The organism is Acinetobacter sp. AOR14_HL (assembly GCF_027855175.1).
GTDB classification, from domain to species: domain Bacteria; phylum Pseudomonadota; class Gammaproteobacteria; order Pseudomonadales; family Moraxellaceae; genus Acinetobacter; species Acinetobacter calcoaceticus.
The window spans coordinates 403,870-419,443 of the sequence record NZ_JAKTII010000011.1 but is presented as its reverse complement, the minus strand read 5'-3'; the positions used below and the strand labels follow the sequence as shown (position 1 = coordinate 419,443).

General features: G+C 40.0%; 12 protein-coding genes. 5 read left to right on the top strand and 7 right to left on the bottom strand.

Annotation, left to right across the window (positions count from 1 at the left end):
• Positions 1 to 62: 62 nt before the first annotated feature.
• From MKL38_RS12180 to dxs, 4 genes are all read right to left on the bottom strand, one after another.
• Positions 63 to 272, bottom strand: coding sequence for a hypothetical protein (locus MKL38_RS12180; RefSeq protein ID WP_026057109.1), 210 nt, complete (start codon positions 270 to 272; stop codon positions 63 to 65).
• A gap of 108 nt (positions 273 to 380) precedes the next feature.
• Positions 381 to 2,366 carry a DEAD/DEAH box helicase gene (locus MKL38_RS12175; protein ID WP_132070377.1) on the bottom strand — a complete coding sequence of 662 codons (1,986 nt, stop codon included), beginning with the start codon at positions 2,364 to 2,366 and terminating at the stop codon, positions 381 to 383.
• Between the two features lie 405 nt (positions 2,367 to 2,771).
• Positions 2,772 to 3,602, bottom strand: a complete 831-nt coding sequence (locus MKL38_RS12170; RefSeq protein WP_005038449.1) for an inositol monophosphatase family protein — start codon at positions 3,600 to 3,602, stop codon at positions 2,772 to 2,774.
• 118 nt (positions 3,603 to 3,720) lie between these two features.
• Positions 3,721 to 5,625 carry a 1-deoxy-D-xylulose-5-phosphate synthase gene (dxs, locus tag MKL38_RS12165; protein ID WP_270903392.1) on the bottom strand — a complete coding sequence of 635 codons (1,905 nt, stop codon included), beginning with the start codon at positions 5,623 to 5,625 and terminating at the stop codon, positions 3,721 to 3,723.
• A 303-nt stretch (positions 5,626 to 5,928) separates the two neighbouring features.
• Here dxs and ribA point away from each other — a divergent pair, with 303 nt between their 5' ends.
• The 3 genes from ribA to aroE all read left to right on the top strand — a co-directional run bounded on the left by ribA (position 5,929) and on the right by aroE (position 8,578).
• A complete protein-coding gene (gene ribA, locus MKL38_RS12160; protein WP_017391003.1) occupies positions 5,929 to 6,540 on the top strand; it encodes a GTP cyclohydrolase II in 612 nt (203 codons plus the stop codon).
• A gap of 118 nt (positions 6,541 to 6,658) precedes the next feature.
• Positions 6,659 to 7,609 carry an oxygen-dependent coproporphyrinogen oxidase gene (gene hemF / locus MKL38_RS12155; protein ID WP_005301171.1) on the top strand — a complete coding sequence of 317 codons (951 nt, stop codon included), beginning with the start codon at positions 6,659 to 6,661 and terminating at the stop codon, positions 7,607 to 7,609.
• A 180-nt stretch (positions 7,610 to 7,789) separates the two neighbouring features.
• Entirely contained in the window at positions 7,790 to 8,578 is a 789-nt protein-coding gene (gene aroE / locus MKL38_RS12150; RefSeq protein ID WP_270903391.1) for a shikimate dehydrogenase, read from the top strand.
• Between the two features lie 48 nt (positions 8,579 to 8,626).
• Here aroE and MKL38_RS12145 read toward each other — a convergent pair whose 3' ends face one another.
• Positions 8,627 to 10,981, bottom strand: a complete 2,355-nt coding sequence (locus MKL38_RS12145) for a hypothetical protein (RefSeq protein WP_270903390.1) — start codon at positions 10,979 to 10,981, stop codon at positions 8,627 to 8,629.
• A 256-nt stretch (positions 10,982 to 11,237) separates the two neighbouring features.
• Here MKL38_RS12145 and MKL38_RS12140 point away from each other — a divergent pair, with 256 nt between their 5' ends.
• The gene (locus MKL38_RS12140; RefSeq protein WP_270903389.1) at positions 11,238 to 13,061 is read left to right on the top strand and encodes an acyl-CoA dehydrogenase C-terminal domain-containing protein; all 1,824 of its coding nucleotides are present in this window, start codon (positions 11,238 to 11,240) and stop codon (positions 13,059 to 13,061) included.
• 74 nt (positions 13,062 to 13,135) lie between these two features.
• Here MKL38_RS12140 and MKL38_RS12135 read toward each other — a convergent pair whose 3' ends face one another.
• The gene (locus tag MKL38_RS12135) at positions 13,136 to 13,783 is read right to left on the bottom strand and encodes a hypothetical protein (RefSeq protein WP_270903388.1); all 648 of its coding nucleotides are present in this window, start codon (positions 13,781 to 13,783) and stop codon (positions 13,136 to 13,138) included.
• Between the two features lie 251 nt (positions 13,784 to 14,034).
• Between MKL38_RS12135 and MKL38_RS12130 the strand changes: the two genes are divergently transcribed.
• Entirely contained in the window at positions 14,035 to 14,289 is a 255-nt protein-coding gene (locus MKL38_RS12130; protein WP_004639576.1) for a PspC domain-containing protein, read from the top strand.
• A 67-nt stretch (positions 14,290 to 14,356) separates the two neighbouring features.
• Here the strand turns inward: MKL38_RS12130 and MKL38_RS12125 are convergent, their stop codons facing one another.
• Positions 14,357 to 15,457: an HPP family protein gene (locus MKL38_RS12125; protein WP_270903387.1), complete on the bottom strand. Its 1,101-nt coding sequence runs from the start codon at positions 15,455 to 15,457 to the stop codon at positions 14,357 to 14,359.
• Between the last annotated feature and the right edge of the window lie 117 nt (positions 15,458 to 15,574).

Sequence of the window (15,574 nt, the reverse complement as noted above, 5' to 3'; positions counted from 1 at the left end):
ACGCATACTATAACACTGAAAATTAGCAAACTTGTTGTAATTTTAACAAAAGCAAATCTAACTTATTTTATAGAAATAGAAGAGGTATGTTCGTAAAAAGAGGTCAATTCAGAAGCTTGGAATTGCTCAACAGAACTTCCATTTGTAAAAGCGTAGGCGAAGTAAACACCATTACACAAAACGAGTGCAATAAAGAGATAAGGCAAACCATGCTGAACCAAAAGGTTCTTCAATTGTGCCATTATTGTTTCTTTTCGCTTACTTTTACGCATTATTTAATAAAAAATTGAACCAATTCACATTTTGTTAGTTTATAACAAAACTGAAAAATAAAAAAGGCCAGTATTTTTACTGGCCTTTTTTTTCAAACTAAATATTGATTAGCGGTCGAATTTACGACGCGGTGGTTTATCATCGAAGCTACGACGCGGACGATCTTCACCACCAAAGCTACGTTTTGGACGATCATCACCACCGCCGAACGCTGGACGTTCACCACGTGGTTTGTCATCAAAACTACGACGCGGACGATCTTCACCGCCAAACGCTGGACGCTCACCGCGTGGTTTATCATCGAAGCTACGACGCGGACGATCTTCACCACCAAAGCTACGTTTTGGACGATCATCACCACCGCCGAACGCTGGACGCTCACCACGTGGTTTGTCATCGAAACTACGACGTGGGCGATCTTCACCACCAAATGCTGGACGCTCACCGCGTGGTTTATCATCAAAACTACGACGTGGACGATCTTCACCACCAAAGCTACGTTTTGGACGGTCACCAAAACCAGCTTCGCGACGTGGTTTATAATCTACGCGATTACCACGGTTGTCATCATTCGATTCAAAACGCGGTTTATCATTGAAACCACCTTCGCGACGTGGACGATCTGAAGTGAACTCACGACGTGGACGATCTTCAAAACCACCTTCACGACGTGGACGGTCTGAATTGAATTCGCGACGCGGACGATCTTCACCACCGAACGCTGGACGTTCACCACGTGGTTTATCATCGAAACTACGACGTGGACGGTCATCACGACCACCTTCACGGCGTTTAAAGTTGCTTTCGCCTTCAAAACGACGACCACCACCAAAACCACCGCCGCCACTACGACGACCATCACGACCACCGCCGCCATTACCACTACGGCCACGACCACCGCCATCACGACCTGAACGAGCAGGAGGTGGAGATGGCTCTAAGCCTTCAATTTCAGAAACACTCAAACGTGCTTCTAAATATTCTTCAAGCGCACGAATCTTACCGCGTTCACGATAAGTCGCTAAAGTAATTGCTTGACCAGTACGACCAGCACGACCAGTACGACCAATACGGTGTACATAATCTTCATGCTTCATCGGAAGACCGAAGTTAATTACGTGAGAAATAGTCGGAACGTCAAGACCACGAGCAGCAACGTCAGTTGCAACTAGGATTTTTGCACGACCTTCACGAATACTACGTAAACGACGGTTACGAACTGTTTGTGGCATTGCACCATGAAGTGCAACAACAGAATGACCTGCTTCAGCAAGTTCTTCTGCCAACATATCTGTATCTTCTTGCGTGCTAGCAAAAACAACAGCTTGATCTAAGTTTTCATCACTTAACCAATGTGTAAGTAATTTTTTCTTATGTTCGAAGCCATCAGTCCAATGCAATGTTTGCGTAATATCTGTATTGGTTGAATGACCTGTTTCAATTGCGATACGCATAGGATCTTTCATCATGCATGATGCAAGACGAATGATACGATCAGCAAATGTTGCAGAGAACATTAATGTTTGTTTACGGTTAGCTGCTAATTCGCTAATTGCTTCTAAGTCTTCAGAGAAACCTAGGTCAAGCATACGGTCCGCTTCATCAACGATTAAAGCATCTACTTGATCTAATTTAATTTGACGACGATTCACCAAGTCAAGTAAACGACCAGGTGTTGCAACAACAACTTGCGCGCCTTTTAATTGTTGAATTTGTTTTGCAAATGGCATACCGCCCATAATGGCAGCAATACGAACACCTTTCATGTGACGTACAAGTGCAATTGCATCTTGACTTACTTGCTGTGCCAATTCACGAGTTGGTGAAATTACCAAGATATTCGGTTGAGTCACTGCTTTCATACGGTCTTTGAACGGTACAACAGACTCTTGACCAGCTAAAGCATTTAATGTTGGGAGTAAGAATGCTGCAGTTTTACCAGAACCAGTTTGGCTTGATACGAGAAGGTCTTTACCTTCTAAAGCAGCAGGAATTGCTTGTTCTTGCACAGCAGTCGGGGTAGTAAAACCTAAACCTTCAAGCGCTTGTTGTAAGGTTTCATGCAAAGAAAATTCGGCAAAAGATTTGCTCATAGAGAGTTTCACCCTTGTGGGTGCTCCATTTTTAATAAATACAAAATAGACATCGGCAAAAAGCGGCAAAGCAAAATTAGCTGAAAACTTTTATTCAGCAGCAATCCGAGTAACGACGATGTGGACTAAACGCACGCTTGATTACGGCCGAACCTGAAGAATCGCTGAGCGATCGGGGCGCAAGAAATGGTCCTCTCTATGGACAGCGTGCGCTTACAATGAATAGAACAGAATGTTCAGGTAATGAACGGAAATTTAAGTGCGTTGGCGGATTATAGCAGAAATAAATTAAAAGTCATGTGTTTTAATCAACTTTATCTATATTTCTTGAATTAATTTAATTTACTCTTTACTTAAAACACAAAACCCTCTGATTAAAGAGGGTTTTATTTATAATACGCTAAATTATTTTGCAGCTTTATCCCAAGCTGGAACAACAGTTTGCATTAAAGGTTTTAACAACTTAAGCGAACATGCGAGTACTTGACCATTTTCAAATGAGTTATTACCGCCACGCGCGTCAACAACTACACCGCCTGCTTCTTTAAGAATAAGCTCACCAGCAGCAATATCCCATGGCTTTAAACCAAGCTCAAAGAAACCATCAAAACGACCTGCAGCTACATACGCTAAATCTAGAGCAGCTGAACCACCACGACGGATTTGTGCGCCTGCTTCAGTAACAGCTAATAATGATGCGAAATGCTGCTCTGCGTAAGATACGATTTCGCCAGCACGTTTAGCACGGTAAGGATGGCCTACTGCCAAGAATGTATTTTCTAAACTATCTTTTACATTTACACGAATACGGCGTTGATTCATAACTGCACCGCGACCACGGCTAGCAGAGAATAACTCATCACGTACTGGATCGTAGATTACGCCGTGTTGAGTAACACCTTTATGTTGAACTGCAATAGAAATACAGAAATGAGGGAAACCATTAATAAAGTTTTGTGTGCCATCAAGCGGGTCAATTACCCAGCACCACTCTGCATCATGGCCTTTGCCTTCTTGCAAACCAAACTCTTCACCTAAGAAGCTATGGTTCTTATAACTTTTACGTAACGTATCAATCGCTAATTGCTCTAAATAACGATCTACACGTGTTACCGGGCCATCAATGCCTTTCTCTTCAACTTGTAAATCGAGTTTATGACGATTTTGATGCGCTTTTAAAAGCTCTTGACCAACTGTTTGAGCCGCACGCGCAGCCATAACCACCATAGGTTCCATTGAACACCCACTAGACAAATTTGAAGATTTTGACAAAGAATAATGCATAAAAGCGCAGATATTTTAGCAAATATATGCGCTTTTAGGGGGAAAATGTTTCAAAAATTTTATTGGAGGCCTAAACCACCTGATTGAGCTTAAGCCAAACTCTCTCAATGGAGCTCAAAATACCTTTAGCATCCAACCCGCAGTCTTGTAGCATTTGTCCGTGTGAAGCCTGTTGTAGGAACAAATCTGGCAAGCCTAAATTAATGATAGGTTTCACAATTTGTTCTTGCGCCATAAACTCATTGACAGCGCTACCTGCACCACCCATAACGGCATGCTCTTCAACTGTGACAAATAAATGAGTATTTTCAGCCAAATCACGAATCATTTTTTCATCAAGCGGTTTCACAAACCTCATATTTACAACACGCACGCCCACATCATGTTTTTGTGCAAATTGTTCAGCAGCCTCTATAGCAACCATCACTCTGCTACCGAATGCCAAAATTGTAATCTGCTCTTCACAGCTAGTCTTTATTTCAGCAACGATTTCAGCTTTTCCTAATTCAATAGTGGTCAACTCTTGCTGAATTTCCACACCTACACCAGCACCACGTGGGTAACGTACCGCAACTGGTCCATTATAGACATAGGCTGTATGAAGCATCTGACGACATTCATTTTCATCTTTTGGTGCCATGATGACTATGTTTGGAACTGTACGCATGTATGCATAATCATATGCACCTGCATGAGTTGGACCATCTTCACCAACCAAACCAGCACGGTCAATCCCGAAAGTCACATCAAGGTTTTGTAATGCAACATCATGAATAAGCTGATCGTAACCACGCTGCAAAAACGTTGAATAGATTGCAACAACAGGTTTTAAGCCTTCACAAGCCATTCCTGCCGCAAGTGTTACAGCATGCTGTTCAGCAATCGCAACATCAAAGAATCTCTGTGGAAATTCTTTAGCAAACTGAACCATGCCTGAGCCTTCACACATCGCAGGTGTAATCGCGAGTAGACGCTCATCTTGTGCCGCCTCATCACATAACCACTGACCAAATACATCAGAATATTTAGGTGGTGTTTTACCTGCTGAGGTTGCATTAATTTTGCTAATTGCATGATAGGTAATCGGATCTGCTTCTGCGGGAGTAAAACCTTTACCTTTTTTAGTATAGACGTGTACTAAACGTGGACCTTTACGCTTCTTTAGAGCATTAAATACTTGGGCCAGTTGATTTACGTCATGGCCATCAAATGGACCAAAATAATCAAAACCAATTGCTTTAAATAAATTATCGGCCGCATCTGTTGCTGATTGATGCAAACGAGAGTTATAAGTCCATTTTGGATGTGGCTGTATATACGCTTCGCCATCTTCATTAACGTTAACTAAATGGCCTTTTTCCCAAATTGCAGCCAAATGTTTAGCAAAGCCACCTGTACTACACGAAATTGACATGTCATTGTCATTGAGCACAACAATTAAATCGGCATTATGTGCAACAGCATCGTTCATGGCTTCAAATGCCATACCCGCTGTCATTGCACCATCACCTACAATACAAACCACTTCACATGGGTCGTTTTGATAACGACGTGCTAACGACATTCCTAAACCAGCTGAAATTGCTGTTGATGAATGCCCTACACCGAATGTATCAAAAACTGATTCTTCTCTAGCTGGAAATGCTGCTAAACCATTTTTAGAACGAATCGTCGTCATTTGTTCACGACGACCTGTCAGGACTTTGTGCGGATAGGCCTGATGTCCTACATCCCAAACTAATCGGTCATTTGGTGTATTAAAGCAATAATGCAGCGCAACCGTCAGCTCAACCACGCCGAGATTAGCACCGAAATGGCCACCACTCTGGCCTGCTGCATATAAAATATATTGACGCAACTCATCAGCCACTTGAACCAATTGGCTATGCTCGAGCTGACGTAATTGTTGAGGATGATCAATTGCATCTAACAATGGCGTAACAGGGCGTTGAGTTGGAATTTCGGTATACAACATATGTGGCAAAGCCTTTATAAGCCTGGCAAATCCTAAGCTGGGTCAAAATGGGTCGATCATACAATCGAATGAAGTCACCTTCAATCAGCCACATTTGCGAACGAGGTCATGCAAAGCAGTCTCTCATACATCATGGGTATGGTTGGCAGATTATCCTGAATAATCTGACTATTTATCAACTATTATCGTCATCTTTATACAAAAAAGAAAACCTTAGTGTGCAAAATGATTATGACAATTCGACCAATCTCCCAGCATTACGCTATACTTTAAACCGTTTTCGGTTAAAAGATGAGTTAATCTGTGCCTATAGAGTTCATTGCAACATCAAAACTCCCGACCGCTTTTGGTGAATTCAATATTTCTGTGTTTCAAGATCCAGTATCAGGTGAAGAACATGTGGCACTTTCTAAAGGGTTAGAAAATCCACCTACAGGCCCTGTTTTGGTTCGTGTACATTCAGAATGTTTAACAGGTGATGCTTTTGCATCATTAAAATGCGACTGTGGTCCTCAATTGCAGGCAACTCAAAAGCTCATCAACGAGGCAGGTCAAGGCGTTATTTTATATTTACGTCAAGAAGGCCGTGGTATTGGGCTTACAAATAAAATTCGCGCCTATGCCTTACAAGATCAGGGGCATGACACCGTAGATGCAAATTTGCTTTTAAATTTACCTGCCGATGCACGTCGTTACGACATGTGTAGCATTATGCTCGATCACTTAGCAGTAAAAGAAGTAAAATTAATTACCAACAATCCTTTGAAAATTCAGGCACTCAAAGATCAAGGAATTAATGTGGTTGACCGCGTTCCATTAACGGTTGGACGCAACCCTTTTAATGAACAATATTTAAAAACCAAACGTGAACGTATGGATCATCTTTATCAAAAAGATGATTTTTTAAAAAAATAAATATTTAAAAAGCAATCGCAAGGGATTTTTGAGACATTTCTTAAAAATCCCTTACTTTTTTTATGGTTTTGTGCTTTGATGTATCTATCTCCTATCTCAATCATCTTTGAGGGTCATTATGCAACATCCGACTTCCACAGATATTCAACGTGTCCGCGAATTTCTCCTCGATTTACAAGCCCGTATATGTGCTGGTTTAGAACAACAAGAAAAAGCTGGTGGCGGTACGAGTGAATTTATTATTGATGATTGGGAACGTCCGGAAGGTGGTGGTGGCCGTTCACGCGTACTGCAAAATGGTACAGTGATTGAAAAAGGTGGTGTGATGTTCTCTCACATCAACATTAGTAAACTGCCTGCTTCCGCTACAGAAAGACACCCTCAAATTGCTGGCGCTAAGGCTCAAGCACTGGGCGTTTCGTTAGTGATTCACCCTAAAAATCCGAATATTCCGACTTCTCATGCCAATGTACGTTTATTCGTTGCAGAACCTGAAGGACAAGATCCGATTTGGTGGTTTGGCGGTGGTTTTGACTTAACTCCTTTTTATCCAGATGAGCAAGATGTTATCGATTGGCATCAAGCTGCACATGACCTATGCCAGCCTTTTGGTGACCATGTCTACGCTGAACATAAAAAATGGTGTGATGATTATTTCTATTTAAAACATCGTGATGAACAACGTGGTGTTGGTGGTTTATTTTTTGATGATCTCAATGGCTGGGATTTCGAAACTTGCTTTAAATATATTCAAGCTGTAGGTAATGGCTATTTAAATGCCATTCTGCCAATTTTTGAAAAACACCGTGAACAACCTTATACCGAAGCTCAACGTGAGTTCCAAATTTACCGTCGCGGTAGATATGTCGAATATAACTTAGTCTATGACCGCGGAACATTGTTTGGCTTACAAACAGGTGGACGGATCGAATCTATTTTAGTCAGCCTCCCTAACCTTGCAGGTTGGTCGTATCGTCCAGAATGGGATGAAGACTCACCAGAGAAACGTTTAACCGACTATTACCTAAAACCACGTGACTGGTTAAATCTAAAAGAAAAAGTCGCTTAATTTTTTGCTTTTTGGAGATTCTTTGGCTTCCACCCTAGAGAATCTCCTTTTTTATTTTCACTTTTCTAAACCTCATTCAAATATTTTTTCTTATTCCAATTTGGCTTATAGTGAGGCCTGCTGAATATTCAGCACACGTTTTTAACTGCTTTATGCCATTTTAAAATTTTGGATATAAGAATGACCAAACAGTTTGCAGTAATTGGCAACCCAATCGAACAATCACGCTCTCCTGAATTGCATCATGCTTTCGCTCAAAAAACAGGTGTTGAGCTCGACTATCAAAAACGCCTTGCCCCTCTTGATGGTTTTGAGCCGAGTATGCGTAGTTTCTTTGCAAATGGCGGAAATGGCATGAATGTTACTGTGCCATTTAAAGAACAGGCTTTCGCTTTGTGCGATGTGCTAACCGAGCGTGCTCAGATTGCAAAAGCAGTTAATACGTTATGGATGGAAAATGGCAAATTGCACGGCGATAACACTGATGGCCAAGGCTTAGTAGCCGCGATTCAAGCTTTAGATTGGAACCTAAAAAATACGACTATTTTAATTTTAGGAGCTGGTGGTGCAACTCGTGGTGTTATTTACCCACTGGTACAGGCTGGCGCAAAAAAGATTGTGATTGCAAACCGTACTCTAGCTCGTGCCGAACAACTTGTAGATGACCTAAAAGTAGCAGTCCCGCAAGCTCAATTACAAGCAATTTCTCTAAATGAGCTAGAAGGGAAGTTTGATATTGTAATTAATGCGACTTCTGCAAGCCTCTCGGGTGATGCATTACAACTCCCAGAAACTTTAGAGTTTAAATATGCCTATGAAATGGCATATGGCAAACCATCTAGCTTCCTTGAGCAAGCTAAACAACGTAATGTGCCCTCTTCTGAAGGTTTTGGGATGTTAGTGGGTCAGGCCATTGAATCCTTTTCTATCTGGAATGGCGTAAGACCTGAATTAAAAGATTTTCTATAAATATAAAAAAAGAACCTACATGATGTAGGTTCTTTTTTACTTCATTTATTATTTTTTGGTCGTAACCATTTGCTGGTAAACATCTCGAAAAATCTCATAATCAATAAATTCATTATGTTCAGGTTTTAAATTCTGAATTGTTTTTTCCGTAAGTTGCTGTTTACGTGCAGCGACATAAGCCTTACCTAGAATATCAGCAGTTTGTGATAACAATGGTTTTTCTTCAGCAGAAGCACCATTTTGTTGTTCAAATTCTAATTGATATTGTTTTGAGAAAAGCTGCTCAGGCTGCTTATATTGTTTCTGTAATTTTTGCCATGCTTCACGCCCTGCCTTACCTTGCATTGTTGTAATCACAATATGGTCTACAGCACGGCCTAAATCGTTATCAAACTGATCTTCTTGTTCAAGATGATGCTTTTTCTGCAATGCCTCGATACGCTCTAAAGCCTTACCTTGAGGATTATAGGTTTCTTCTTCAGAGAACCAATAAGCATAAACTTCGGCAATTTCTTGCAACTGTTGAACTGAATAATAATTAATATATGACGGTTTTTCGGCAGTCAATTTTGCAATAAACACAGCCTTATACGTTTTGTCATAGGCACGTGTTGCATCATAAGTTTGGTTAGCCAACAGCGCCAGATTCGAATCTAAATCTTGTACATCGCTATGTGAGCCAACTGGATGTTCAGAAACATCACTCTGCCCAAGTTTTTCACTAAAACCTTTTACGAAGTTTTCAAATAAAGAACCTTTGCTTGCCTCTGCAACTGATTTAGCTTGTTTAAGTTGCTGCTGATTAATTGAGGTTGCTTTACCATAATTTAGAATTTGCATGTCTGCTTTAATATTAAAGCGATGGTTAAATTCAGCTGGTGTATATGCAATATCGTAATCTACGTTGACTACACGGCCTTTTTCATCGAGTCCAACATCAATCGTAATTGGATTTCTTTGTTTTGGTAAAGCTTGTTCAATTTCTGCCTTATGTTTTATCCATAAAGCTTTGAATGCTTCATCATTCACAAACTGGTTCTGATCATAAGCGGCAAAAGTTTGTTTTAAAGCAACTTGACGAGACTTGATCTGAGTTTTTTGGGTACTCTCTACGCTTTGATCAAGAACATCAACACCATATATTTGACAGTAATTAATATCCCCTAAAACTACTTGTTTTTTAAGGGTCTGTAATTCAACACATTGTTCTTCTGTAAGGGTTGGGCCTTCTTCATCTTGGGTAGTTTGTTCTGCATCAGCTACCGCAACATCAGCAGCATCCTCATCTTGGCCTGAAGCAGAAGCCTCGTCTGCTGCTGCCGCTGCATCTTGAGCTGCACTCGTTTGTTCTTCATCGCCTTCCTCAGAAGCCAATGTACCGCCAAAATGAGCGTTAATGAGTGAGTAAAGTTGTTGGCTAACCGCTGCTGCATCATCAGAAGAAACTTTCTGCCCTTCGGCACCAGCCGACTTTTTCTTAGCTTCAGAAGCGGCAAGCTCGGTTGCTATAGATTCGGCAATCTTTTGATCATCAAATCCTAAAACACTTTTTTGCAGGTATTTTTCATTGACTTGGCCATATAAATCGACTTGTAGCAGTAACTCCTCAACCGTATCTTTTAAACGAATTTTTTCTACAATTCCTGCCTTACGGTCAGCGTCTGTAATTGGTAAACGTTGTAAATTTTGCGGATCAGCCAAACGATAAGACACGGCACCAGAAGCCTTCGCATATTCAACGAACTTCTTCATATCGACGTTCGTAAACAGATCTTTATATTTCGAAAAATCGACATAGGCTAAGTTGTTTTGATTATCTTTATTCACCAAATAAGGCATTAATCCGAAATAATTAACGTAAAATTTATAATCCTTTAGATCAAGCACCATTGGCAATTTTGCCTGCACGAGCAAAGTCGGTTTTTCATATCTTGCAGTGAGGTTGAAAGACCCCATTTTTTGACGATAATGAACTGAACCATCGTAACTAAATTGGAGATCATTTAATAAATTGATTAAAACGGCATTTACTTTTTCTGAACGTGATTCGCCAGATACACCTGAAACAGATTGCTCATTTGCAATTGCGGCATAGAGCGCCTGCTTCTGTTTTTTATTCAAATTAATTTTTTGTTCACGTAAATATTGATCTACTTTTTTTTGCACTTCAGCATCAAGTTGAGCACTCTTCTCTACAGTGCTTATTTTGTTGGGCTGATTTGAATCAACATTAACTTTAAAATGCCCGCGGTAGTCATAGCTTGGGTATTCATACATTGCATTCATACCCTGAATGACTTTTTGATCTAAATTAGCAGATGCCACTGATGGACGTAGGCTATGCTGCGCACATGCGGTCAAACCCAAACTGAATAAACATAAACTGAGATATTTTAAATGCATAACCTTTTTTAAAACCTTATCGCTTTATCTTTTTAGCAAAACTTGCTAAAAATAAAAAAATAGTTGTTTTTTCACATAAAAGTATAAGTCCTGAATGTAGCAGAAAATGTATTTTCAGGTGTATTTATTTTCGACAAAATTCGCTTTTCTGACATTTCTTTCGGATGTGATTATCATTGTATTTTTATCATGCGAGTGAATAATCAAATCATCGATTCAGATAATCCCACAATGATTCAAAATTAGGATTAAAGCCATGCCAGCATATAAAGCCCCGCTACACGATATTCGCTTCTTAATGAATGAAGTATTAGATTACCCTGCTCACTACAAAACTTTATCAAATGGTGAAAATGCAGATCCAGATACCGTTGATATGATTCTTGAAGGTGCGGCAGATTATTGTGAAAACGTATTATCGCCACTTAACCAGTCTGGCGATGAAGAAGGTTGCCATTTTGACAACGGCGAAGTAACCACACCTAAAGGCTTTAAAGAAGCTTATGACCAGTTCGTTATGGGTGGTTGGCAAGGTCTTTCTTATCCAGAAGAATTTGGTGGTCAAGGCCTACCAATGTCTTTAAACCTCATCAAATCAGAAATGATGGGTACTGCAAACTGGTCATTTACCATGTACCCTGGCCTAAGCTCGGGTTGTATGAATACCATCTTGCAATTCGGTACCGATGAGCAAAAACAAACGTATATGCCTAAACTTGTTGAAGGAACTTGGAGCGGCACAATGTGCTTAACCGAACCTCAATGTGGTACAGACTTGGGACAAGTTAAAACTAAAGCTGAACCTCAAGCAAATGGCACTTATAAAATCTCTGGTACAAAAATCTTCATTTCTGCCGGTGAACATGATTTAACTGAAAATATTATTCACATCGTACTTGCACGTCTTCCAGATGCGCCTGCTGGTACTCGTGGTATTTCATTATTTATCGTACCTAAGTTTATCCCAACTGCTGATAGTGGTATCGGTGAACGTAATGCAGTGACCTGTGGTTCAATCGAACACAAAATGGGGATCCGTGCTTCTGCAACTGCTGTACTAAACTTTGATAATGCCACTGGTTATTTAATCGGTGAAGTCAACAAAGGTTTACATGCAATGTTTACCTTCATGAATACAGCACGTATTGGTACTGCTGTTCAAGGTATTGCGCACGCTGAGTTATCGTTCCAAGGTGCATTACCTTATGCGAAAGATCGTATGTCTATGCGTGCACTTTCTGGTAAAAAAGAACCTGAAAGAGTTGCAGATGCCATCATTCATCATGCTGACGTACGTCGCCTGTTGTTGACTCAAAAAGCAATTGCTGAAGGTGGCCGTTCAATGATCTATCATGCTGCAAAACTTGCAGACAAAATGACAGATGCATTAACACGTGGTGACCAAGCTGCTTACGAAGACTACGATGATAAACTTGGTTTCTACACACCAATTTTGAAAGGTTTCTTGACTGAACTTGGTTTGGAAGCTGCAAACAACGGTATGCAAGTTTACGGCGGTCATGGCTACATCAAAGAATGGGGCATGGAACAAATCGCTCGTGATGCTCGCATCTCAACGCTATACGAAGGTACAACAGGCATTCAAGCACTTGACTTGATTGGTCGTAAAGTATTGCTTAGCTCAAAAGGTAAAGTGGTTCGTGACTACACTGCTGAAATCTTAAAATTCTGTGCTGCACACGCACGTAATAAATACTTACGTCGTTTTGCTTGGGATTTAACTAAGCTTTGTGCTCAATGGAACACTTTAACAGTTCGTATTATGCTTGCTGCACGTAAAGACCGTGACATCGTATCTTCTGCTTCTGTAGATTTCTTGATGTTCTCAGGTTACGTGATGATGGCTTACTTCTGGGCGCAACAAGCAGTCATTGCTTCTGAGAAACTTGAAGCAGGTGATGGTGCAGAAACGCCTGAATTCTATAAAGCAAAAATCAAAGTTGCGGACTTCTACTTTGACCGTATGTTACCTCGTACTCAAGGTCACGCCGAGTCAATGGTGACAACCTCTCGCACATTAACATCATTACCAGTTGAACACTTTAGCTTCGACTACTAATGATTTTTAAACCGTGAAATGAAAAGAGCGCAATTCATATTGCGCTCTTTTTTATTCAAGTAAAAATTTAATATTTATTCTTTAGTCAGAACATAAGCTTGCTTTGGAACAAAATAGTTTTGCTCCAAAAACTCACGGTTTTTACCGTAGTCGCTATAAAACAGTTTTTCTAGATTCACGATCAATCTTTTGTTTGAATCAACATTAAAATAAAAATTAACATTAGATAAAGGACAGTGAATGGTTAACTCATGCTCTCTTTCATGTACTTTCCAATTTAAATCAGGACACAAATGATTTATAGCAGTACTTTTGGCTCCATCCTTACTTCCCACTCGGCCAAAATGAATAACATTCCAATAAGCTGATCCATTGGGTAATAAATTTAAAATGTACTCTGCCTCTCCAGACTCACAATCGGCAAACGCATCCTCACATGAAATTCGGGTGTGATATCGCCCTACATATTGCAATGAAATTGCGCTTAATTTTTTGGTTTGATCTAAATTTTCTTCAGGTAAAAAAGTACGACCTGCCACATAATCTAATGTTTTTGTAGATGTACTATTTTTTATTAAATTTTCTTCATCGATAGAACTAGAACTTGGACTAGAGTGATCTTTTGAGTTGGTGTGGTTTATGTCGCAAGCACTAAGTGTCAGGCACATCATAGTCCCTACAACCAAATGCTTAACTAAAAACCTAGACCGCTTCAAAGACATATACATTATTCACAGATAACAGCAACAACCATGTTTATATTCATTTCAGGCACGAGCCAATTGCTACCATAAACCCTTAAGCCCTGAAAAGGTGCATTTTAGTTGATGTTAGTTTCCTTCATTCCAATCCTTTACATATTTTAACCATTTTACTTTTTAGAAGACTTTAAACCCGTTATTTCGTCTCCATATTTTTATTAAGCAAGAGAATAAACAATTCCTTGTAACTTTTTATTTTTAAGGAGAATTAGATGGCCAGTTCTGGTTTATATCGCTCGAACCGACATAGCATGATCGCCGGTGTAATGGGTGGTATTGCTGAACGTTTTGGTTGGAACGTAACTTTACTACGCATTATTTTTGTTGTGATTTCAATTATGAGTGCGGCCTTTCCCGGAATCTTAGTTTATCTGGTTTTGTGGTTAGTCATTCCGAAAAAACAGCCAGAACATATTGAAGGCTATCGACAATCCGTCCGAACTGTACATGAAGAGCAAACACGTTAATTAATTTTGGTCGCTACGGTTGCATCCCCTAATCAACCGTAGCTTTTTTTTGCTCTGTTTTTTTAGATTATATTTTACGGTTTAACTGTTGTTGTAAAGCAGCAATCATATCTGCGCGGCTGATCATTCCGATTAACTTCCGCTCTTCGACCACTGGAATATAATTAAAAGATTTTTCGACAAAATAAGGCACTAGATCTTGAATAGGCTGTGTTGGCAATACTGTCACCACTCTATGACTCATAATCTGTTTCACATAATGCTGCCAAGAGTTTCTTGGGTCCGCTGCACCTTTAAACCATTCCACAACTTCATATAAAGCTAAAGTTCCTACTAGATGATTGTCAGCATTTACCACCGGTAAGCTCATGAGATTAATATGCTTGAACTTATCCAGTGCCTGATGAATATCATCATCTTCATGCAGCTTAATCACATCACGGCTCATAATATCCTGACAGGTATATTGATTGACTATGCGTTCGTTGGCATGTTCTTGTGCATCTAAAATAATTTTTTCTAAATCGTACTGGCTAATATCTAGCAATTCAGTGTGGTGCTCTAAAGCGTATTCAATATCTTTCGGTTGAATCGATACTTTTTGAGTCGGTGTTGGATCTTTACTACGCTCATTGAGACGTGCAGTAACTGGATAATGTCTTCCAATTAATCTATTAAAAAAAATGGCAAAACCGAGTAAAAGTAACGAGTTGAGCAGAACCGGATAAAAAATGAAATAAAAGCCTAATTTATGAATTGCAGCACCACCTAACACAGCCGTAATCGCGACTGCACCACTTGGTGGATGCAAAGAGTCAGTGGTCATCATTAAGAATATGGCAAAGCCTACTGCGACACTAAAAGCAGTGGTTAAATCAGGGATCCACTGTGCACAGGCAACTCCAATAATTCCGGCTAGCGTGTTACCAACAATCACATTCCATGGTTGAGCCAATGGACTGGTTGGCACAGCAAATAAGAGAACAGATGAAGCTCCCATGGGTGCAATGTACCAGGCATTAATTCCACCTAGAACATACCAGCTAATTAAGGAAGAAATTGCTAAACCACACAGTGCTCCAACACCACAAAGCAACCGTTCTTTTAAAGGCAAAACCTTAAAATTTGGTTTTAAAATCTGTAACCATTCTCGCTGTATAACACTCACAGTACACCTTTGGGGATATGCCGTTATTTATAACGGGCAAAAGTATACGCTCAAAGCCACATAAAATGCATTTAAATTATATCTTTCAAAGATAAGAAACCCTGTTGAATTATCTTT